This window comes from Thainema salinarum CENA647 (assembly GCF_057732415.1).
Window position 1 is genome coordinate 4,370,341 of sequence record NZ_JBYJZJ010000022.1, and the last position, 22,162, is coordinate 4,392,502.

General features: G+C 51.0%; 16 protein-coding genes and 1 pseudogene. 9 read left to right on the forward strand and 8 right to left on the reverse strand.

Features of this window, described 5'->3' with window-relative positions; genetic code table 11:
• Positions 1-243: 243 nt before the first annotated feature.
• The 6 genes from AC286M_RS25870 to AC286M_RS25895 all read right to left on the reverse strand — a co-directional run bounded on the left by AC286M_RS25870 (position 244) and on the right by AC286M_RS25895 (position 8,120).
• Positions 244-924, reverse strand: coding sequence for a hypothetical protein (locus AC286M_RS25870; protein ID WP_488207112.1), 681 nt, complete (start codon positions 922-924; stop codon positions 244-246).
• A 192-nt stretch (positions 925-1,116) separates the two neighbouring features.
• Positions 1,117-2,379: a molybdopterin molybdotransferase MoeA gene (locus AC286M_RS25875; RefSeq protein ID WP_488207113.1), complete on the reverse strand. Its 1,263-nt coding sequence runs from the start codon at positions 2,377-2,379 to the stop codon at positions 1,117-1,119.
• A gap of 256 nt (positions 2,380-2,635) precedes the next feature.
• The gene (locus AC286M_RS25880; protein WP_488207114.1) at positions 2,636-3,430 is read right to left on the reverse strand and encodes an ABC transporter ATP-binding protein; all 795 of its coding nucleotides are present in this window, start codon (positions 3,428-3,430) and stop codon (positions 2,636-2,638) included.
• A 3-nt stretch (positions 3,431-3,433) separates the two neighbouring features.
• On the reverse strand, positions 3,434-6,382 hold the full coding sequence (gene polA, locus AC286M_RS25885; RefSeq protein WP_488207115.1) for a DNA polymerase I: 2,949 nt from the start codon (positions 6,380-6,382) through the stop codon (positions 3,434-3,436).
• Between the two features lie 122 nt (positions 6,383-6,504).
• On the reverse strand, positions 6,505-6,993 hold the full coding sequence (locus AC286M_RS25890) for a 2Fe-2S iron-sulfur cluster-binding protein (RefSeq protein WP_488207116.1): 489 nt from the start codon (positions 6,991-6,993) through the stop codon (positions 6,505-6,507).
• 248 nt (positions 6,994-7,241) lie between these two features.
• Positions 7,242-8,120 (reverse strand): hypothetical protein, encoded by an 879-nt coding sequence (locus AC286M_RS25895; protein ID WP_488207117.1) that lies wholly within the window; start codon positions 8,118-8,120, stop codon positions 7,242-7,244.
• Between the two features lie 523 nt (positions 8,121-8,643).
• Here AC286M_RS25895 and AC286M_RS25900 point away from each other — a divergent pair.
• From AC286M_RS25900 to AC286M_RS25915, 4 genes are all read left to right on the forward strand, one after another.
• Positions 8,644-9,681 carry a LysR family transcriptional regulator gene (locus AC286M_RS25900; protein ID WP_488207118.1) on the forward strand — a complete coding sequence of 346 codons (1,038 nt, stop codon included), beginning with the start codon at positions 8,644-8,646 and terminating at the stop codon, positions 9,679-9,681.
• A gap of 90 nt (positions 9,682-9,771) precedes the next feature.
• Positions 9,772-11,331, forward strand: coding sequence for a protein kinase domain-containing protein (locus AC286M_RS25905; protein ID WP_488207119.1), 1,560 nt, complete (start codon positions 9,772-9,774; stop codon positions 11,329-11,331).
• 146 nt (positions 11,332-11,477) lie between these two features.
• Positions 11,478-12,566, forward strand: a complete 1,089-nt coding sequence (locus AC286M_RS25910; protein WP_488207120.1) for a PstS family phosphate ABC transporter substrate-binding protein — start codon at positions 11,478-11,480, stop codon at positions 12,564-12,566.
• 113 nt (positions 12,567-12,679) lie between these two features.
• A complete protein-coding gene (locus AC286M_RS25915) occupies positions 12,680-13,288 on the forward strand; it encodes a hypothetical protein (RefSeq protein WP_488207121.1) in 609 nt (202 codons plus the stop codon).
• Positions 13,289-13,298: 10 nt separating this feature from the next.
• Here the strand turns inward: AC286M_RS25915 and AC286M_RS25920 are convergent, their stop codons facing one another.
• Entirely contained in the window at positions 13,299-14,444 is a 1,146-nt protein-coding gene (locus tag AC286M_RS25920) for an MSMEG_0565 family glycosyltransferase (RefSeq protein WP_488207122.1), read from the reverse strand.
• 287 nt (positions 14,445-14,731) lie between these two features.
• Between AC286M_RS25920 and AC286M_RS25925 the strand changes: the two are divergent.
• Positions 14,732-15,816, forward strand: a pseudogene (locus tag AC286M_RS25925) (IS630 family transposase).
• A 155-nt stretch (positions 15,817-15,971) separates the two neighbouring features.
• Here AC286M_RS25925 and AC286M_RS25930 read toward each other — a convergent pair.
• Complete coding sequence (locus tag AC286M_RS25930) at positions 15,972-16,223, reverse strand: Calvin cycle protein CP12 (protein ID WP_488207123.1); 252 nt, start codon at positions 16,221-16,223, stop codon at positions 15,972-15,974.
• A 350-nt stretch (positions 16,224-16,573) separates the two neighbouring features.
• Here AC286M_RS25930 and AC286M_RS25935 point away from each other — a divergent pair, with 350 nt between their 5' ends.
• The 4 genes from AC286M_RS25935 (at position 16,574) to AC286M_RS25950 (ending at position 22,125) form a co-directional block, all read left to right on the forward strand.
• Positions 16,574-17,425, forward strand: a complete 852-nt coding sequence (locus tag AC286M_RS25935) for a DUF1350 family protein (RefSeq protein WP_488207124.1) — start codon at positions 16,574-16,576, stop codon at positions 17,423-17,425.
• A gap of 237 nt (positions 17,426-17,662) precedes the next feature.
• Complete coding sequence (locus AC286M_RS25940; RefSeq protein ID WP_488207125.1) at positions 17,663-17,779, forward strand: photosystem II reaction center protein I; 117 nt, start codon at positions 17,663-17,665, stop codon at positions 17,777-17,779.
• Positions 17,780-18,170: 391 nt separating this feature from the next.
• Entirely contained in the window at positions 18,171-21,080 is a 2,910-nt protein-coding gene (locus AC286M_RS25945; protein WP_488207126.1) for a DUF3769 domain-containing protein, read from the forward strand.
• 94 nt (positions 21,081-21,174) lie between these two features.
• Positions 21,175-22,125 (forward strand): hypothetical protein, encoded by a 951-nt coding sequence (locus AC286M_RS25950; RefSeq protein WP_488207127.1) that lies wholly within the window; start codon positions 21,175-21,177, stop codon positions 22,123-22,125.
• Positions 22,126-22,162 lie beyond the last annotated feature (37 nt).

Here is a 22,162-nt window from a genome sequence, read left to right on the forward strand (position 1 = left end):
TACGCGATCGCATCATGAAACAACAGCACTGAGTTCAACCAGGATGAGATCTTACTTCTTGGAATCCGCCCGCCAGGGACGCAACCACTTTTCCAGATACCTGCTGTTTAAGTATTATCCTGTTCTTAGTTCGAATAGGAATATTTTATTACTGCTCTTTAAAATATTCTCGTATAGGGGTAAATCATTCTTCTTAAACGAAGCAAGTTAGGGTGCAAACTCAACTTGAAAGACCCCACCGTTCTATGGTGAAGATGCGCCAAATCCAGAATTGTTTTGTCCCCGTATACCGCCTGCACCAAAGGCGTCTAGCCTTTCGACTGTACAAGTGGAAGCATCTGCGATCGCACTTCGATCACCCACCAACGTTGGGTTCGCAGCTAACGTCGGCTCAAACCTGCAAAAGTACGCCCCCAAAAAGTCCCGTTCTGTATTGAAAATTCGCACGCTGTAAAGATAATCACGCGCTGCTGTGCCAAACTGATTCAGCACCGTGTAGCGCTCCATATAGTCCAACAGACTCCACGGCTGGGCATTCACGACGATATCGACTCGTCGCACCGCAGTCGCCGCATCCGGATAGGCCAACCAATTTTCGACTAGCAGCGGATTAAACTGCTCGGCAATCTGATCCCGCGTGTACCACAGGCTGGGAATCGTCAACTGCGCCTGATTCACGTCGTTGGCTGTGATCACCCCCGTCGTTTTGACGCCCCCATCCCCCGCCGCATTGTCCGGCGATTCTGTATCCTCATCCAGCAGCTCCGGCTGAAACGGCGCATTCAGCAATGCCTCCAACTGGCTATCCTGCCGATACGCAATCTTCTTCGCAGCGGCTGGATCGGTCATTAGCGTCAATCCAAGAGCAAGTGCGATCGCACTCCATCTCCCCAACATTCGGTACTGCCCAGCTCGAACCTTCATTGCACCCATTCCCCGCCTTTCCTAAATAGTTGCCCTTCACGTGTGAGTAGTCGCGGTCTTGCACAGCGAACTCGGTTCGTCCAACCCCATCCTCCAAGGCCACCCAAAATCGTAGAGCTAGTCAAACACAACCACCTAGATAGCTCACCATTGATCATCAAGCGAAGCGTAATCCTTCTTCACTCCTCACCCTCACCCCACCATCATCACCCTCACCATACTCCCCGCTTCAATCACCGTCTCCCCCATTGGCACCACCGCCAGTCCAGACGTATTGGCCAAATTAATCAAGTTACCTGAACTATGACTGCCACCTGACAAAGCAAACTCGTAGCCATCAGCAGTTAACGATAGCTGTCCCCACAAATAAGTTTCCCGTTTACCGCCCGCTTTCAGCGTCTGTTGCGATCGCGCTTGCACAAATTTGGGCGACCAGGGTGCAGGTAGTCCCGACCGTTTACGAATTGCAGGCTGCACAAATCGCCAGAAGCTTACCAGTGCCGAAACCGGATTGCCTGGTAGACCAAAGTAAAAGGCTTGAGACTGAGCTTCCGTGTCCGGATCGGTTTTCGGTAGGGTAGCGAACGTCAGCGGCTTACCGGGCTTGACTGCAACAGAGCGAATATGCAGCGTTGCATCCAGTTCCGCCAAGATGTCATCCACATAGTCATAGTCACCCACGGAAACGCCACCAGAGGACAGAACGATATCGGCTTGTGATGCCGCTTTTGCGATCGCATCTTTCAGCACGTCTCGATCATCAGGCACAATGCCCATCGTCAGCGGAATCGCACCCGTTTGAGCCACCAGAGCCGCCAGCGCATACTGATTGGAATCAACAATCTCACCAGGCCTCAGCTTTTGGTTGATTGGCATCAGCTCATCGCCTGTAGACAGAATCGCCACCTTGGGTCGCCGATAAACGGGAATTTCAATGCACTGGGCGGCAGCGAGAATCGCGATTTCGGGCGCTTGCACATAGGAACCAGCCGGGAGCAGTGGCCCACCTGCCTTGTAGAAGCTGCCTTGGTGACGCACAAAGGCTTGCGGTTCCGGTGCAGCCAAGATTTTGACCTGTGACTCCTCGCGCTCGGTTTCCTCCTGAATCACAATCGTGTCGGCTCCCTCCGACATCATCGAACCCGTGAAGATGCGTGAGGCTTGGCCCGCGCTGACCGGACGGACAGGCGTTTTCCCTGCCGGAATGTCTTCAATCACGTCCAAAACCACTGGCTGCTCGGCAGATGCATTGGCCACATCTTCATAGCGCACCGCATAGCCATCCATCGCCGAGTTGTCCCAATGGGGAAAATCCAATTCACTGGTCACAGGCGCGGCTAATATTCGCTGGAGGACTGCGCCAAGAGAGACTAATTCGCGATCGCACTCTGCATCCAGCGGCTGCACCTGCTCTAAAATCAACGCTTCTGCTTCTTCTACCCGCATCATCGACATAACTATCTAACCTAATCTCATCAATCCGTCGTCGGTTCGTCGTCTGTTACCTGTAATCTATCCTCAACCTACCTGTAGAGGGACAGATTTAGCCAACAAATTGGTGCATCCAATCCAAATTGCTCAACAAACCGTCCCTACACCAGGAAACGTGTAGGCAGAAAGGAATGAATTTAACTGAAAAGTAGCTCCATCCAATCAACAATGAGTCAATGCATCCCGCCCCTACAAAGATGCTTGGGAACACTAATCCCTACTATTTCAAGACCTGAATTGGCCCTTCTACCGCACCGTCAAAGAACTGACGCACGACGGGATGGGTGGTGCTGTCAATGTCATCGACACCGCCCTGCCACTGGATTTTGCCACCATAGAGGAAAATGATTCGATCCGATGTGCGGCGAATGGTGCTGTCCTGGTGCGTCACCATCACGTAGGTGCTACAGGCTCCTTCTTGCTTCTGCAAACCGCGAATCAAATCTTCCACCACCGTCGAAGCAATCGGATCGAGTCCGGCAGTCGGTTCGTCGTAGAGCAGCACTTCCGGATTGTCAGCAGGATTAAGCGGATTGGTCATAATCGCACGAGCAAAGCTGACCCGCTTACGCATACCACCGGATAACTGCGCCGGATAGCGTCCGCCAATGCCCGGTAAGCCAACCAGTGAGAGCTTGTCTTCAACTAGCTTGCGAATTTCTGCCGGTGGCATCCGCGTATGCTGGTAGAGCAAAAAGCCGACGTTCTCTTCAACGGTCAGCGAATCAAACAAAGCCGCCTGCTGAAACACCATACCGATGCCAATCGGATCGGGTTCGTCCTCAATTAGTCCTTTTCGCTGCTTACCCGCTATGTAAATTTCTCCAGCATCGGGTTCCAGCAGCCCCGCAATAATCCGCAAAATCGTAGATTTTCCAGTTCCCGACGGGCCAATGATCGACAGCGCTTCCCCACGATGAATCGTCAGGTCAACGTCATCCAAGATCACGCTTGATCCGAACCGCTTTGTAATGCCTTTCAGCTCAATTAGGGGGTCACCTCTACCTCTATTCAAGGGTTACTTTGTCTCCATCCAGTTTTGCCCAGCATGAACTTCAACTCGCAGCGGCACGTCTAGCTGCACCGCCGACTCCATCGTGGCCTGAATCTTGGTGCTGAGTTCGTCCCATTCATCGGGCGGAGCCTCAAACACCAGTTCATCATGCACCTGTAAGAGCAGACGAGTTTCATACGACTTTAGCAAATCTTGGATCTGCACCATCGCGATTTTGATGATGTCAGCACTAGAACCTTGAATCGGCGCATTGGCCGCTGCTCGCAGCAGTCCGGCATCATAGCCACCGGGACGAATCGTTTGCAAGTCAATCTCATCTGGACTCTTACCCTGGAGCCGCTTTAGGCTGCCGCTGGTGAAATTGAAATAGCGGCGACGACCTTTAATTGTTTCGACGTAGTTGTTTACGATCGCATTTTTCTGCATTTGCTGCAAATAGCCGAATACCAGCGGATAGCGTTCGTTAAAGCGATCGATGAACATTTTGGCATCTGCCCGACTCACTCCGGCTTCACGGGCAAAGCGGGAGGCTCCCATGCCGTAAATGACGCCGAAGTTGATCGTTTTACCCAAGCGGCGCTCGTCCGGGGTGACGTCGTCTTTTTCGAACAGTAAGCGAGCCGTCAAGGCGTGAACATCGTCGTTGTTGCGGTACGTCTCAACCAAAACAGGTTCACCGCTCAGGTGGGCCAGAATGCGAAGCTCAATTTGGGAATAGTCCGCCGCTGCTAGTATCCACCCTGGTTCCGGAATAAACGCGGCTCGAATCTGACGACTAAAGGCGGTGCGAATTGGAATATTTTGCAGGTTAGGATTCGATGAGGATAGGCGACCTGTGGTCGTAATCGCCTGGTTAAAGTCCGTATGCACCCGACCCGTTTTGGGATTGACTAGCTCCGGCAGCGCGTCCACATAGGTCGATTTCAGCTTGGATAACGTGCGATATTCCACCACCGCATCCACCACGGGATGATCGCCCTGCAGTTTCTCTAGTGTCGCCGCATCGGTCGAGTAGCCCGTCTTCATCTTGCGCGACTTGCGCTTATCCAGTCCCAGCTTGTCAAAGAACAGCTCACTGAGTTGCTTGGGCGAACCGAGATTAAACGTCTCGCCTGCGTCTTCATAAGCCTGCTGCTCAATCTCCAGCAGGTTCTTTTCCAGTTTGACCGAAAGCTGGCGTAAGTAATCCTGATCGATCCGAATCCCCAGATATTCCATATCGGCCAGGACAGGCTCCAGCGGCAGCTCAATCTCATGCAGCAAGGCCGGAAACGCTTCGACCTGCTCCAGTTGCGCCTGCAAGAGGGGTACTAACCGATAAGTCAGATGGACATCCATGCCGCAGTAGTTAGCCACCGCTGGGATACTGACATCGGCAATCGTTTGCTTTTTGGGGACGAGATCGGTGTAGCTCGTCACTTCTAACCCAAAATAGCGCAGCGCCATATCGGTTAGGTTATGGCTACTTTCGGGATTGATCACGTAGCTGGCCAGCATCGGGTCAAACACCACGCCCTTCAGGTCAACTCCCTGGCAGCGCAGCACCAGCCGATCAAACTTAGCATTCTGAAACGCCTTGGGATAAGCAGGATCTTCTAAGAGCGATCGCAACTTCTCTAGCACCGTCTGCACGTCCAGAGATTTGCCGATGGTGTGACCAACGGGAATATAGGCCATGTCCGCCGCTTCCTCACCCCAGCAGCAGCCGATGCCGACTAACTGAGCCTGCCAGGGGTCAAGCGCTGTCGTTTCCGTATCCCAGGCCGTCGGGTGCTTCGGATCAGTGTGCTGCTTAAGGCGCTGAATCAGTTCGTCTAACTCATCGGTTGTTCGAACAATCTGCGGCTTGATCGTGACGTTTTCGTCAGGAGCAGCCTGAGCTTTGAGCGTATCTTCGAAGGTAAAGAACGAAATGTCGTCATCGTCAAAGAATGGAGATGGAGGTGCGATCGCACTTTTTCCCTCAGCGCCACCACTGGTTTCTGTCGCCTCAACCTCACCACCAAAGGCGGCCTGAATTTTGCCAATCCGCTTAATAAAACTCTGAAACTCTAGGCGCTTAAACTCTTGGACAACCTTCGCTTCGTCAAAACCTTCCAGCTTGCACATCGTCAAGCTGACATCAATCGGTACACCCAAGTGAATCTGCGCCATGTACTGCGAGTGCATCGCATCGTCGTGCCCCTCTTCCAGCTTCTTGCGAGTCGCACCTTTCATCTGGTCAATCGACGCATAAATATTTTGCAGGGAGCCATACTCGTCCAGCAGCTTGACTGCTGTTTTTTGCCCAATTCCTTTTACGCCAGGGATATTGTCTGACGTGTCGCCACAGAGGGCTTTGTAGTCCACCACCTGATCGGGGCGAATACCCAGCTTTTCCTGCACCTGCTGGGGGCCAAATTCCGCCACTCTGGCTCCAGCTCGATAGAGCGCGCTGCCCATATGCAGCACGGAAATTCCCTGCTCTGGATCAATGAGCTGAAACATATCCTGGTCACCGCTGAGGATTTTGACCCGATAGCCGTCCTGAGCGGCTTTACGCGCTGTTGTCCCCAGCACGTCATCCGCTTCGTAGCCATCCAGCATCAGAATCGGCACCCGCATCAGCGTCAGCAGCGCTTGCAGGTTTTTGATATCTTCTCGAAAATCATCTGGCGCTTCTGGTCGATCTGCTTTGTACGTGACATCGGCATCATGACGAAATGTGGGGGCACTGGAGTCGAACGCTGCCGCCGCATAGTCTGGCCGCTCGGAATCCATCACGTCCATCAGCAGCGTTAAGAAGCCGTAGGTAGCACTAGTGGGAATGCCGGAAGAAGTTCGCAATCCACCATCCGGGCCACGAGAAAAAGCATAGTAGGCCCGGTAGGCCAGCGAATGGCCATCAACAAGGAGCAGCGTGGGTTTCTCAGTCGCTTTGGGTGTTGCGGTTTCAGGAGTTGAATCAGCCAAGATAAATCGAACAGATGAGCAAACGACATCTCATTGTAACGAGCAATTTGCTAACCCAACTCAAAATTGGCAGACGGCTCGTAATGCGAGCCGTCTGCCAATTTTGAGTTGGGTTTCTCAGCTTAAACGTCCTTGCTCTGGACAAAGTAAGAGCCAATGCTGAAACTGGTATCGCTTTCTTCTAGCTGCATCAGAACCGAGCGGGTAATCAATTTGCCCTGTTCGACCAGCACTTGACCGGTAATCGGGTGCAGCAAATCTTGCTCAGCTCGCCGTCCAATCAGCGCTTCGATATCCTTTAGCGAATTGATATACATACCGGGCGGTAGCTCAACCACCACGCCTTCGCCCTGCACCCGTGCCTGACAGGCCAAGCGCGAATTGGGCTTGCAGGTGGTAATCACTTCTAACGTACGCTGTTCCCGGCGGTTAATTGGGCTGAGCGAGCCCATGCCCTCTTTCACATAGATATGGCAGGTGGCGCACATACCCCGCCCACCACACTCTTTCAAAACGTCCAGTTCTTCATCCAGCAGCACAGAGAGCAGGTTGCCGTCAGTTGCGATCGCGGTTTCCTGAGCAATTGGTTCTAGTCGAACAATTTTAACCATTAAATTCGCCTACTCAATATCAAAACAAATTGAAACCCAAAAACCGAAACGAGAAGAGCCAATTAGCTAGAAAGGAACCGGCTTAAAACTGTATCAATTAGACAATTTAGACAGTTTTGTTGCCAACTCAATAAAAATCAACATTCAACTCACCATTTAACCAACCATTTCGCAAAACCAAACCTTTATCTAAAAATGCTGATGTTGATTCACAACAAGTGATTTACAACCAGATGACAAGGTGAATCTTATCGCTCCGGGAAAACCGTCAAATCAGACAGCAAAATGTACCGTTGACGTTCATCCAACGCCTCTTGCTCCATCAAAACGGGGAAATCGCGGATTACTCTTGCGCAACGGGTTACGAACGCCGTTACCCACATTTTGATCCACTTCTGATGCTCATTTTCAATCTCTTCTTGCAGCGAGGTTTGAGAACTCGGTGCAAGACTAATATTCCCCGTCCGTTCAATCTGAAAAACGTCCAGCCAATCTAAATCAGGCCGACTGGTTTTCCAGTAGTTTGATACCACAGCTTTGCCCAGATATTGGCTAGCATATTGGCTCAAGCTATTCAACGCAGATAGCACCTCACCTAAATTCGGTGGCTTCATCACCGAAGCCTGATTCGATTTCGGTGTCGGCGGAGTTCTCTGGGCAGGGGCGACCGTCGCATTGGACTGGGTTGTAGAGCCCGATGTGCTTAAGGCAGCTTGGGATTGAGACTCTCCCCAGTAGCTTTGTCCCGATAACGATATACTTCCCGCTAACAGCCGAAATGTTGCAACCGCTTTGGTAATATCGCCCAGAAGTTCATCCTTCAGCAGACTAATTCCCTGCATATAGGACGTGATATCCAGATTTTCGTTCGTCAGAACCAGTAAAATTGCACCCTGTTCCAGTTTATAAATGTACACACTGTAATTGGAAAACAGGAACTCAAACGACTCAAATCCGGATGGCGTTGTGTCGATAACCTGTTGAATTCCTTGGGCTAGCGCCTCCCGCTGCTGGAAGTTGAGTGTCTGATCCAATCCAAAAAAATAGGGACGCGATCGCCCATCCATTAGGGCAATGCCCGCAATTCCTGGTAAATTCAGAAAATCCTGAACGACCTCCCGTTTCATAGGATGCCTAAAATCGTTGTCCGTCTAAATCAGCAATAGTCAATCTGGAATCATCAATCTGGAGAGTCAATCGAGCTGAGTTGAGCCAACTCTTCATACTGGATTGAACATACAGATTGAAAACAGTCAAGCAAGCGATCATCAAGTTTTGCGCCTTAACTTGGGCTTTGGCTTTAACAGGGTCACACAAGTTTATCCTGGTCTAGAGCGCAACTTCCACTTAGCGAAAATTAAAGTCAGCACATCAGGTGCGATCGCATGCTAGTTCTTAAATTAATGCACAGTTGAATCGGGTAAGAAATATTTCAAATCATGTCAAAGGGTAATCTAAGAATTAAAGTGCATTTCATTACAGTACGTTGGATAGTGCATTAGACGTTGAGTATGTAAATCTGCATGCAACAACACTACACAATGACCGGAATATCTATATCTCTCACACTACAGAGATATGATATGTGGCGTATTTCGCCTCAGATGTTTCAAACTTGTTCGTTTGTTCCTCCGTATAAGGCTAGCAGCTATGTCTGATCTTCCGTTTACCTTAGACCAACTTCGAATCCTCAAAGCGATCGCCGTTGAAGGGAGTTTCAAGCGAGCTGCTGACAGTCTGTACGTCTCCCAACCTGCCGTCAGCCTACAGGTACAAAACCTAGAGCGTCAATTGGATGTCCCCCTGTTTGATCGGGGTGGACGACGCGCCCAGTTGACAGAGGCCGGCCATTTACTGCTGAGCTACGGAGATCGAATCCTCACTCTATGCCAGGAAACTTGTCGGGCCATTGAAGATTTACAAAACTTACAGGGTGGAACCCTGATTGTAGGGGCAAGTCAGACGACGGGCACCTATTTACTGCCTCGGATGATTGGTCTGTTTCGGCAGCAGTATCCTGATGTAGCCGTCCAGCTTCATGTTCACTCCACCCGCCGTACCTCTTGGAGCGTGGCCAACGGGCAGATTGATTTAGCCATTATTGGCGGTGAGGTTCCTCCTGAGCTACAGGACTCTCTTAATATTGTTCCCTATGCTGAGGATGAACTCGCGCTGATTATGCCCGTTTTTCATCCCTTAGCCAATGTTGACCTGATTCAGAAAGACGATCTGTACAAGCTCAACTTTATTGCTCTGGATTCTCAATCAACCATTCGCAAGGTCATCGACCAGGTGCTAACCCGGAGCGGTATTGAGACGCGGCGGCTCAAGATTGAAATGGAGCTGAACTCAATCGAGGCGATTAAGAATGCTGTCCAGTCCGGTCTCGGCGTTGCCTTCGTTTCAATTTCAGCCATTGAAAAAGAACTACAAATGGGTCTACTTCAGCGCACCAAGGTTGATGAAGTGGTGATTAATCGCACTTTATCGGTCATTGTCAATCCGGCCCGCTATCGCTCAAAAGCCGCTGAAGCATTCACGAAGGAAATTTTGCCCCAGTTCACATCGAAACCGATTAACCTGGATCGAAAAGCCGATCGGAGTGGAGTAACCGAACCACCAGCCAGCGTTCCTTTAAAATCTTCGGCCTCGGCTTCCCCCCGCTCCGGCAGTGAATCCTTGAAGTAAGCCTCCCGAAAGTAAGACTCACACCAGCGCCCGTATTGCGCCCGTACCGCGTTTGCCATCGCAGTTTGTCATCGCATTTCAACCAGGTGAATGGAAGTTTACTGTACCCGCCCTAACTGCCCAAAGCCGACGAACTACTACGCGGATTTAGACCAGAATGCGACGCTGCAAACAGTGCAGCAAAAGTTCTGTACAAGTTGCGGAATGCCGTTGATTTTGGCGGGTCGATATTTGCCGCAGAAGCTCTTGGGCCGAGGCGGATTTGGGGCAGCGTTTTTAGCCATTGACCGCTATACACCAACACTGCGGCAGTGTGTTGTCAAGCAGTTCCAGCCCACCGGGGACTTGAGTCCAGCTCAAATGCAGATTGCTCAGGATTTGTTCAATCGCGAGGCGGAAATCCTAGAGCAGATTGGTAATAAGCATCCGCTGATTCCCGATCTGTTCGCCTTTTTTCCGCTGATCGTCGATACGCCCTCCCGAACTGGGCAAATCGAACTGTTCTACATCGTTCAAGAATTTATCGATGGTCAGGATCTAGAGCAGGAGCTGGCTCAAAAAGGTTTGTTTTCCGAGACAGAAGTTCGTGGAATTTTAGACTCCGTACTCAAAACGCTCCAGTTTGTCCACAATAGCGGCGTGATTCACCGGGACATTAAACCGTCGAACATCATGCGCGATCGCAGCGGCAAACTGTACCTGCTTGATTTCGGCGCAGTCAAGCGAGTCACGGCTAAAGCATCCCAGTCAGGCAGTAACCAGTCCACTGGCATTTACTCAATGGGGTTCGCACCACCCGAACAGATGGCGGGTAGCACGGTCTATCCCGCAACCGACCTCTATGCCCTAGCTGTCACCTGCATTACCCTACTGACCGGGAAACAGCCCAAAGATCTCTACGACTCCTATAGCAACGGCTGGAACTGGCATCCCCATGCTCAGGTTGGGGGCCAACTAGCGGCAATTCTCGACAAAATGCTGATGCCGACACCCAGCCAGCGCTTTCAGTCTGCACAAGACGTACTGGATGCTTTAGCAGGTACAGCGTCACCGACCACATCTTCAAATCCGCGATCGCAATCTTCACCACCTAACCCGTTTTCCGCTTCGACGACCACTCCGACGGGGATACCACCGACCGCCGCAGGTACAGCCCTGCAATCCTCCTCGCCCGCCATGCCGCCAATTCAGCCCGCGACTCCGGCTCCAATCACCCCTAGCGCTTCTCAGTCTGTCGCAGCTCAGCAGCCTACTCCAGCATCGGCTCAGACCTCCTCTGGTTTCAGCCTGCTGGAATTTTTGAGCGGAGCTGCGTTTACCGGATTTGAAGGGGCACTACTTGCGATCGCGCTATTTAGCCTCAGCTTTTTGGGTACCCTAGTGAGCGGCATCTTCTGGGTTGCGCTGATCGCGGCGCTCATCTTTTTCCAGTCGCGCCGCACGATTGAACGGGTGGACTTGCTGATCATTGCGGGGCTAACGCTGCTAATCGTGCTATTTGTGCCGCCATTGCAGTCTTTACCGCTGCTGCAGGCCAGTGGCAGTTCTCGACTGTTGACGGTTATCTTAGCGGTGATGGCAGGTCTAGTCGTGGTGGCAGCGGCAACCCTGTTTCGGTTGATTTACAGTATTTTGGCTCGTTTTCTGTAACTTTGTATCTTGCACCTTGCCAATCAAAAAAACAAAGCGGTTATTTTACTGCCGCAATGCAGCAGCAAAATAACTGTTGTGGATTTGATGCAAGATGTGAATAACTCATTTCTCAAACCTTGGCAAATACCTTGGCAAAGTAGGTTATGGCTTCTAAAAATGAGACTCCGGTTCTGATTGCGGCCTTGCTGATTACCGTGGGTGTAATCGGTGGTGCGGGCTGGTGGCTGTATCGCAGCACTGACATATTTAGCGGACTGGGAGGTTCATCGTCACCATCGCCATCTAGCCCAGCAACTGCAACATCCTCAGACCCGCCAGCGACCATACCGCCCGATATTGCCCAATCTAATGCCGAAACCCTGGCGCAAGTGCAAGGAGTTCCCCAAGGATTGTTCAACTATGGCGGCAGCACCACATGGGCACCGATGCGCGGCACGGTTGATCCGCTAATTGAAACCGTATGGCCCCGGTATGACCTGCGCTATGTCGATCCAACCACTGGCACAGCCGGATCGAGTACGGGAATTGAAATGCTGCTGGATGGACAGCTTTCCTTCGCCCAGTCCTCTCGTCCCCTGGAAGATGAGGAGTACCAACGAGCCGAACAGCGGGGCTTCAACCTGAGCCAAATTCCAGTCGCCCTGGAAGGCATTGCCTTTGCCGTTAATCCATCGCTGCCCGTGGACGCCCTAACGCTGGATCAAATCCAGCAAATATATACCGGGGAGATTACCAACTGGAGCCAGGTTGGAGGGCCATCATTGCCGATTACGCCATTATCGCGATCGCAACAGTCCGGCGGTACCGTCGAGTTCTTTCAAGAAAACGTTCTCGGTGGCGCAGAACTGAGCAACGCCGTCCGCATCGTGTCCAATACTACCCAAGCCCTACGCCAGCTTGCTGAAACCCCCGGCGGCATTTACTATGCCTCTGCTCCAGAAGTCGTGGGTCAATGCACAATCAAGCCCTTATCCATTGGCCGCAGTGCCAACCAGTTAGTCGCACCCTATCAGGCTCCCTACGTCCCAGAATCCGACTGTCCAGCCCGTCGTAATCAGCTTAACCAGGATGCTTTCCGCAGCGGCGACTATCCGCTGACTCGCCAACTGTTTGTCATCGTGAAGCAAGATGGCCAAACCGATCAGCAAGCCGGAGAAGCTTACGCCAAGCTACTGCTGTCAGAACAGGGGCAAGAGCTGGTGCAGGAAGCGGGATTTGTGAGGTTAAAGTAGACTCCTTACTTTCATTACAGACCCCATCCCACGCCCCACAGATTTGCCATCATAGAGAGCGGTCGTGGTGATGAACTGGGTATGCTATGTCAGCCCACTTGAGGAGAAATGTGATGAAACGATATTGTTGGTCGATGATTGGGGCGTTGGCGTTAGGTGGGACGGTTGGGGTCATGCAAAGTGCGATCGCACCTCTGGTTGCACAGGCGTACACGGCGCGGGTCGATTTGACCCTAGCTAGCGGTAAAGAAGAAACCTACGAGGTATTGCTTAATCGGGCAGAAAACGTAGCCAGAGCGGCAGTACAGCGCAGTTTCGATGCGGATTTATTAGCAACAGACGTGATCGTGATCGTGGTGGGCGATCGTGGTGGCATTGTTGCGCCAATCATGGACGTGCGGGTGAGTCGAGCGGAATGGCGTAGCCGCCCAGATGTAGCCTATTGGGGAGACTATTATTTAGATGCGCGAGCGCTCTTGGGTTTTGGGAGTTTCAGTGGTTCTGCCTCTGAAACAACTACATCACCCGTAGAACGTCCCTCACGCCCAGCTACCAACCCTGCTGGAACAGAATCAGATACAACTTCACCGTCAAATTCAGACGCTGATGCAACACCAGGTGAAACATCGGATGAAATTCCTGATTTAGATCGAGGCCCTGGCGAAATCGAGACGCCACGACCGTTTGTGATTCCGGTTGATCCCTTTAACCCGCTGTTTTAGGTTTAGGTTTCTATAGCGCCTGTAGCGACTGATAATGCAGCAAATGCTGTTCTGCGGAGCGTTGCCAGGTGTATTGCTCCAGGATGGCTTGGCTGTTCCGGACGCGGATTTGCGCCAGGTCTGGATCGTGGTAGACGTCCAGCATCGCAGTTGCGATCGCACTTACTTGCTGCGGATCAACCAGCCATGCCTGATCGGGCGATAGGAATTCAGTAAATGGAGTTTGGTTAGACGTAATCACGGGTAGACCCGATGCGATCGCTTCTAGCACGACCAATCCCCAACCTTCTTTCACGGACGGAAAGACAAAGGCATCGGCACAGCGGTAGAGCGCAGGCAAATCAGCATCGGCAATCACACCGGACAAAATCAACGACTGACCGATTGAAATCCGCAAGCGCTCGGCTAGTTGAAAAAATTCATCGCGATATGTCTGATAGTCAAATAGCGTCGCGCCTCCAGCAATCACCAGCTGCGCATGAGGAAGCACCCGAAGCACTTGAGCAAATGCTTCCAAAATGCACAGTGAATTCTTGCGCGGCTCAATGCCACCTACAGTTAGATATATCGGTTGCCCCTTGAGAGCATAGCGCTGTTTAAGCGATGCTTCTTTGCCATTTGGTACAGCAGAAAATCGTTTTGTATTAATGCCGTTGATCACCCGTGGCGCGGTGATGCCATAGTCCTGGTGGAGTGTTTTTTGCCAGCGATCGCTAACGCAGAGACACCGATCCGGTTCGCGAATCGAGCGGTCTTGGCACTGTTGCAGATAGGGGCTGGCAAAGTCCTCAACGTGATGTACTGTACGCACGAAGTGTTGGATTTCGTCCCGCTGCTTCAACTGGGCGAGGGCATTTGCGCCAATGCAGTCCTGAGCGTGATAGATATCGTAGTCAGTCTGACTTTGCTGAAAATGCTGGACAAACTCCTGAATCCGCTGATGAATCAAGGCATCAGTAGCATTGGGTGCAGGTTGAGCTGAAATGAGAATGCGATCGCACTTTATCGGCCAGTCGAATCCCTGCCCATCTTTATCTAGCGCATAAACGCAGACGCTGTGACCCAGATCGTGTAGTGCATCGGCTAATTCCAGCGTATGAACTACGCTGCCGCGCGGCTTGGTGGAATAGGTCAGTAACGCAATTCGCTGGGGCATTGTCGGAGCATTTTCAGTTTTATGGCAGTAGTCACATCGGTTAGGACGTTAGAAAACTCTGAAACGTTCAAGCGTTTGAACGCTAGACTTCGTAAATATCTCAACCAAAATGGCGATGGCTATATTAATTCAAATCTAATCAAGTTCAGCTTGCAATCAGTTGAAACCATCGTTGCCCCAAGTTACCCCTAAATAGCGTTTACGCAAGACTAAGTAGAGCGGGGTTGAAAAAAGAAGGTATGTGAAGTTGAATAAAGGGACTCACTGCCAGTAGGAGATCAGGAGCAATGGGAGCGCGCTTACGAGTCTTTTTGACAGGGGCAGAAGACCGTACCCTCTTTGAGTTACGCACCGCCACAACCGTGCCGCAACGAGTGAAAGACCGAGCAGAAGTGATTCGGATGAGTCACCAAGGGCTGTATGTTGAGCAGATTGCCCGGTTCTTCGGGTGGAGAGAGCGAACGGTCAGAGAAACGCTGCATCGCTGGCAAGAGGGTGGATTAGGAGGACTCTGGGATGCACCGCGACCGGGAGCGCAACCACGTTGGCAACCGGAAGATATGGAGTATCTGGAAACATGTCTACGCCAGGAGCAACGAACTTATAACAGCCGTCAGTTAGCGCGAAAGCTGGAAGAGGAGAGACATATCAAGTTAAGTGCGGCCCATCTGCGGGACGTACTCAAAAAAAGGGAATCATTTGGAAGCGCACTCGACACAGCCACCGAGGGAAACAAGACCCAGTTGAGAAAGCCCAGAAGGTAGCGGATTTGGAGATGTTGCAATGGGCGGCCGCCAGTGGAGAGATTGACCTCTCCTATCTTGACGAGGCAGGCTTTTGTCTCTGGATGCCCGTCAGCTACAGCTACTTTTTCGAAGGCGAGCAAAAGCGACTGGAGCAGACTCACCGCAAGGGCAGGCGACTGAGCATCCTCGGTCTGCTCCAACCGTTCGTGAGTTTCGCGTATGGATTGGTGATTGGCAGCTTCAACGCCGAGCGCTACATCCGGCTAATGGATGAGCAAGCCCGTCAGGCCAAGCCCCGGTTTAAGGCCAATGGATGCATTCGAGTCATTGTTCAAGATAACAGCCCCATTCATACCAGTCGAGCTGTGCAAGACAAATGGGCAGACTGGCAAGCTCAGGGACTTTACCTGTTCTTCTTACCCAAATATTGCTCGGAGCTCAATCCGATTGAACCCGAGTGGCATCAGGTGAAAACCCATGAGTTAAATGGGCAGATGTTTGAAGATGAATTGGATTTAGCCTATGCCGTTATCGACGGCTTTGAGGCGAGAGCTGAAAAAGCGGGATACTCCGTCGAGCGATTTCGATTTCCGTCTCAACTCGCTTCTTCATCATCTGTTATATAGATGCGCGTTTTTACCTTTACCTACTTAGCAGTGCCAGTCTTACGCAAATACATACCGCGTTCTTTAGCCAAAAATTATTTTGTTCATTGTGTAAGACCAGCCCTATAAGCCCTGCTCGCTCATGCTCGCAATCGCAACTGAGTCGAGTACAAGTTCTATATGTCGTAAACGCGGCACTCGTCAGCGTCGGGATTTTGGTCGCAGTAGGCTTCGAACGAAGTTCTGGCTTTGTTACGATATCCGCTTTTCTGGTGGGATGCTTCGGCTTGTAGTTCTTCTACCGTATCCCACGCATTGGCACAGGCCGCAGAGTTGGGGCCGAACCGCTCACAGGCTTGATGCGCATCTGCGATCGCAGTGCCAATAGCGTCATGAATGCTGGAAGGTTGAACAGTCTGAGTAGTCATATAGATTAAGTCACTCCTAAATCTTGTCTCTGACTTGATCGTAGAAAACCCTTACACTAACTGCATTCGGGAAACCGTAGTCGGGAACCCCAAGCAACCGATAGACTGATCCTCCGACCTAAAACGTTTGGTAGGGACAAGCCGCGATCATAGACTAATCAATCTGTTCCATCAGAAGAGAGAAGAGAACAAGACACAGCTAGCTCTGCAACAACTTGTCTTAGGATTTAGGATAGAAGCGGCCTCGAAATATTCCGTTACATTTTCGTTGCAGCTAAATCCAATGCGATTTAGCCGCACGCGACCAACGACTGATTCTGTTCTGATTCTGTCAATGTATTTACAAGCCCATGTACTGGCAAAATCTTGAAGGCAACTGGGTATTAGTTCCTCCCAAGCCTGTCGCTATTATTCATTTCTTGGGTGGCGCATTCGTGGCGAGTGCGCCCCACATGACCTACCGCTGGCTACTGGAGAACCTGGCCGAGGCCGGTTACGTGATCGTTGCGACTCCGTTTGTCAACACGATGGATCACCATGACATTGCCCGCCAGTGTTTGTGGAAGTTTAACGATACTCTGACCGATTTGTACACATACTCCCTGCGTCGAAAGCAGCTACCCATTTATGGTCTAGGCCACAGCATGGGCTGTAAGCTACATGTTCTGATTGGGAGTCTGAGCCGTTCGGAACGGGCAGGCAATATCTTGATGTCCTACAACAACTTTTCGGCGCGACGCTCCATTCCACTGATGGATCAAATGTCACCACTGATCGATCAGTTCAAGCCGCTGTTGAGCCAGTGGATGATGAATTCAGACAGTGCGATCGCAACTGAATTTACGCCGTCTCCAGCCGAAACCATGCAGCTTGTCCAAGAGCGCTATCGCATTGATCGCAACTTGATGATCAAGTTTCGCAACGATGACCTGGATGAGACCCGTGCCCTTACGGAAGCACTCCGATTACGTTTTCCCGAGATGACTGCCGTGCAAGTTCTCAAAGGCAATCATCTTACACCAATGGGACAAGACGTTGGTTGGCAACCCGGTGCAGAGTTTAGCCCTCTAGATGCTGTTGGTCAGTTTGTGCGTCAGGGACTCTACCGCGACTTGAATGTGCTAAAAGCAACTATTTTAAGATGGCTTCAGGATATGGATTCCACCACAGTTAACCCCTCGACGAACCCCTCTATGCGTTAGTCGCCTATTTGGTCACAGTAGATAACTTGAAACGGTCTGAGATGAACCCGATGCTCATAATCAAAATCCTTGGCCGAGGCAGGAACTTTATGTGTGCGGGAGCTGTCATGACGATTCAATTAGGGAAATTGCATCACCTAGACGTTGAATCGATACTAGATCCGCATTAAGTTCTGAGGGTGGAATGCAAGCGTGTATTATTAAATCTAGTAAAGCCTGCGTCTGGGAGAAATCAGAATGCTGACTCTTAAAATCGTTGTTTATATTGTTGTCTTTTTCTTTATTGGCCTCTTTGTCTTCGGCTTTCTATCCGGTGACCCATCCCGTAACCCAGGTCGTCGCGATCTCGAATAATTTCGCTGGCAGCCAATTTAAGATACGGTAGACACAATTTAACTCGCTTTTGGAAACTGCTGATTTGAGGTCTAAAGGGGATGTGAGGCCATGCTCCACATCCCTATTCAGACCCGGATTATGCAAAATTCGTTTGCTCATATCTTGCGCCGAAACCTAGACAAGTTATGTTGCCCTGTCTCGCAATAGCAACATCAGCTTCTTCTGGTTCTAGTTTTGCGAACAGCAAGGTATGAAGTGTTCTGAGGTGGTGACAGATGGGCAATGCCATCTGTTGTCCATCTTGGGAGTAGCTCAATCGTTTGACAATACGTCAGCGTTTTGATTTAGCGTTTTACAGATCTCCTTTTGTAAAAGCTCGTTGTTTGGTTTAGTCATTTATCGTTGACGTATGCCCTATCCGGTTTTACCGCCTGATCTGCCGCCTGTTGTTCAGACCTCGCAGCCGGAGAGTAGTTTCACAACCGACCCCTCAACTGAGGCTGGCTCAGTCGTTTCCTCATCTCTTGCGACTAGTGCAACAGATCAGTCCGCGACTTCACAGACACAGTCGTCGTCTGACGCTCCATCTCAGCCGTCAGATCAGCCATCTTCTCAAGCGACTGAAGAAGGGCAAGCCTCATCCCCTGCGATCCAAGCTCATGTTTCTCTTCGCTTGCCGGAGATCGCAACTCCTGAAATTTTTTCTCCAGATCCGACTCGTACGCATCATGAATCTGTAACGGGTACCGCTCCGGATCATGCCAACTCTAACGTAGAAACATCGGCCCATAGTTTGGGACAGCCGATGGCGCTCGACATTGCCGATTTTGCCATTGCGCCTACATCCTCGGTACCTGCGATCGCAGAGTTGCGATCGCAACTGTCGCAAGCACCGCTACCAAAGCCCGAATTTTCCACTACGCCGTTATCGACTGATTTTGGCCATCGAGCGGCTTATTCACCGTTGGCAAGTCAAACACTAAGTCAGACTTCGAATCAAGCGTTTAGTCAGGCAGCCGTTAATCAACCTGCGCCAGAACAGGGAACTTCCTTCACACCTCTGCCGTTGCCGAGTATCCTGCACAGTGGAACAGGTACCGGATTCGCTAACCAATTCAGCGGTACAACTGCTTATGTGACGCCTACCTCTAACCCAGCAGCAGAATCTGCTCCACATTCTTTTTTCCCGCTCGTTGCTCCGGGAGAAGCGCTCGGTCAGTATTTAGCGCAGCATTTAGCATCCAATTCCGCCCAAAACTCAGCGCCAGAATTGGGGCAAGCGGATCCAGATGCACTACCCAATCAATCGGAGGAAGAGCCGCTCGAATCACCATCGCCAAATCGGCCAGTGCTAGAGATTCCCACGACTCCTCCTAGCGAGGCCGAAACCGAGGAATTGCTGCCGGAATCTGCGGGTGAATCAGCAGAGGATACTCCACCGGACAGTGATGAAGCCGATGGTGCAGAAGACCCGACCGTTCCGGTAACGCTAGAGGAATCTCTGGTTGAATTACAGGCTGATCGCCAGGAATATGACACCATTCGCCGTATTTTCGAAGCGGAAGGCAATGTTGTCATGCGCTACGGCGGTGGCATTCTAGATGCCGATCAGCTGCGCGTTAACCTGGTTGACCGAATTGCGATTGCAGAAGGCAATGTTGCCCTCACGCGGGGTGAGCAGGTAATTCGAGGCGATTTCTTCGAATACAACTTTGTGCAGGGCACTGGAGAAGTCACTAGCGCAAGTGGCGAGATCTTCCTGCCCACAACAGGTGGAGATCTGTCGTTTGAGTCACCGGGTGATCCGCTTTGGGCCGATCGTCCGGTTAGCGATCGCATCACGGCCAATCAACCCGTTCGCGATGTTAGAAGCACGAGCCAGATCAATGTCCGGGTCAGCGACGCATTTGGCAATGCACCAGAAGGGGAAATTCGGCGCTTGCGCTTTGAGGCCGATTCGATTGAGTTTGATCCCAACGGCTGGATTGCACAGAATATTCGCATTACAAACGATCCGTTTTCACCACCTGAATTGGAGTTGCGGGCCGAAGAGGCACGACTAAATCGCATTAGTCCGCTCCAGGATGAGGTGCTGCTAGAAAACCCACGACTGGTTTTAGACCAGGGTTTGCAAGTTCCCCTCTTGCGCGATCGCATCGTGCTCGATCGGCGGGAGCGAGATCCGTCCATCATCGGGTTTGGCTTTGATGAAGAGGAGCGAGGTGGCTTTTTTGTTGAAGGCAATTTTGAATATTTTCTAGGCAACTCATTTCGTCTATCGGTCAAACCACAGATTTTTGTCCAGCGCGCATTTGATACCAGCCCAACCAGCTTAGATTCCTATGGCTTAGTGGCAGAGTTGGATGGGCCACTAGATCGAAGAACCTTTTTCTCTGGACAGCTAGAGCTAACAAGCCTCGAAGTTGATGATCTAGGAGATGATTTACGTGCTCGCGCTACGGTTAATCGACTCATTCCGACCGGCTGGGGCGATCATAATCTGGCACTTCAGTACATTTATCGCGATCGCTTATTCAATGGCTCCCTAGGTTTTCAAAACGTGCAGGAGAGCTTTGGCGCTGTATTTACCTCGCCTCGTATTCGGTTGGGAAATTCTGGATTTGGGCTACGCTACCAGGCCAGTGCCCAATACATCAACGCAAATACAACCCGCCTTGACTTGTTGGAACCCGATCGCACCAACAACCGTGTCAGCTTGGGCCGATTTCAAGCTAGCGCTGCCCTCGATCGTTCAATTTACCTATGGCAAGGTGAAGCACTACCTGCCACTCCAGACGAAGGACTGCGCTACACCCCTAGACCACTGGTGCCCTATGTCAGCGCATTTGGTTCCGTTCTAGGAGTTTTAACCGAATATACCAGCGGAGATTCCCAAAACGTCTTACGAGGTACCGTTGGTCTACGTGGCCAGTTTGGACATTTTTCCCGTGATGCCTTCGATTACACTGCCTTCACTCTGAGCTATTCTGATGCGATCGTTGATGGGCTATCTCCATTTAGATTTGATCAGCTGGTCGATCAGCGTGTTATACAGGCCGGATTTACCCAGCAAATTATTGGCCCATTTTTGTTTGGAGTGCAAACGTCGTTCAACTTGGATTCTGGAACAGAAATTTCGACCAGCTATATACTGGAATACAGTAGGCGAACCTACGGCATTATTGCTCAATATAATCCTGCACGCGAAACTGGCTCTATCAGCCTACGGATTAATGACTTCAACTGGAACGGTACACCAGCCCCGTTCGACGGAGACGGCATTCGCGATGTAGACAGTGGCATTTATCCAGCCCCATAACGTTTATCTACGAGCAATGATCCACATCGTAGTCTCACACACAACAAGGGCGCGCATGAGACTGATATACTCTCATCGTAGTTTTTAAAGGCTTATGGCGGAATCAGCTAGGGCCCGACCTATCGTTCAGGCTGAAACACTACTGACTTACTACGGCTTTGACTTAAGTGGCTACACCGTCAATCGTACGATTCAAAATTGGCTACGTGATTATCGAGCCGATTGGATTCCGGCTGCAATTGTGGAAGCACTTTATCAAGGACGATATAAAGCTGTTTCCGTGAGTCAAATTTTGTCGCTCTGGAAACGGCGAGGGCAGCCACTACGCCACTTCAATCATGAATTTGAAACCATTATTTGTCGTGAGCTTCCCTATCCACCTGAACTGACATCGTTACTTTTACCGTCTTCTAGAACTGCATCCGGTTCAAGCTCATCGCCTAGTCTGGATAACGTCGTAGAGCTTCCCACTAAATCCCAAGCGGTCTGGCACCCAGAGGAACGTGAAGAGCCCCCATTGACTGCCAGAGTCAGCACAGATAGTGCTATGCGGCCTTCTTTGTCGATGAGTGAGACGTCTTCTATACCGCCAAGCAACAACGGTAACGATACAAACGATACAGAAGGAAGTACTAATGGCTCTGCTGCTAATGGCTTAGAATCAGTCAACCCAGATGGATCAGGTACAGATGATTTAGCTGAATCTGCACAATCAGTAAAGCAGCCCAGAGATACTCAAGAGTGCGATCGCACTCAATCTCACTCTTCAACGCCGGTCGAAGCTGAACAAACTCACGAAGCGACTAGCTCCACAACCGCAGATCAGCAGGCTCCGGAAGCAATTCCACCCTTTCAGCCCACACCACTCAATCGACGAGCTGAACTGCGAGTGTTACAGGTATCCAACAGTTCAAAACACAGCTCCAAACCGGGCGTTACGCCACCTGATTCAATTCATCAGTTCATTCCTGAAGTTAGCTTATCGAACACCCATGCCAAGCTAAAGGCCGTTGCCCAACCCGAATCTCGTTCCGAAGAGCATTAACAGTACTCGTAGTCACATTTGGGTCGTAACCTGAAAG

Bases quoted from the DNA above. Each gene is read 5' to 3' on its own strand.
- AC286M_RS25890 (WP_488207116.1), bottom strand. From the start codon at position 6,993: ATGGTTAAAATTGTTCGACTAGAACCAATTGCTCAGGAAACCGCGATC.
- AC286M_RS25870 (WP_488207112.1), bottom strand. From the start codon at position 924: ATGAAGGTTCGAGCTGGGCAGTACCGAATGTTGGGGAGATGGAGTGCG.
- AC286M_RS25910 (WP_488207120.1), top strand. From the start codon at position 11,478: ATGGCTTCTAAAAATGAGACTCCGGTTCTGATTGCGGCCTTGCTGATT.
- AC286M_RS25875 (WP_488207113.1), bottom strand. From the start codon at position 2,379: ATGTCGATGATGCGGGTAGAAGAAGCAGAAGCGTTGATTTTAGAGCAG.
- AC286M_RS25935 (WP_488207124.1), top strand. From the start codon at position 16,574: ATGTACTGGCAAAATCTTGAAGGCAACTGGGTATTAGTTCCTCCCAAG.
- AC286M_RS25945 (WP_488207126.1), top strand. From the start codon at position 18,171: ATGCCCTATCCGGTTTTACCGCCTGATCTGCCGCCTGTTGTTCAGACC.
- AC286M_RS25920 (WP_488207122.1), bottom strand. From the start codon at position 14,444: ATGCCCCAGCGAATTGCGTTACTGACCTATTCCACCAAGCCGCGCGGC.
- AC286M_RS25930 (WP_488207123.1), bottom strand. From the start codon at position 16,223: ATGACTACTCAGACTGTTCAACCTTCCAGCATTCATGACGCTATTGGC.
- AC286M_RS25950 (WP_488207127.1), top strand. From the start codon at position 21,175: ATGGCGGAATCAGCTAGGGCCCGACCTATCGTTCAGGCTGAAACACTA.
- AC286M_RS25905 (WP_488207119.1), top strand. From the start codon at position 9,772: ATGGAAGTTTACTGTACCCGCCCTAACTGCCCAAAGCCGACGAACTAC.
- AC286M_RS25940 (WP_488207125.1), top strand. From the start codon at position 17,663: ATGCTGACTCTTAAAATCGTTGTTTATATTGTTGTCTTTTTCTTTATT.
- AC286M_RS25900 (WP_488207118.1), top strand. From the start codon at position 8,644: ATGTCTGATCTTCCGTTTACCTTAGACCAACTTCGAATCCTCAAAGCG.
- AC286M_RS25915 (WP_488207121.1), top strand. From the start codon at position 12,680: ATGAAACGATATTGTTGGTCGATGATTGGGGCGTTGGCGTTAGGTGGG.
- AC286M_RS25895 (WP_488207117.1), bottom strand. From the start codon at position 8,120: ATGAAACGGGAGGTCGTTCAGGATTTTCTGAATTTACCAGGAATTGCG.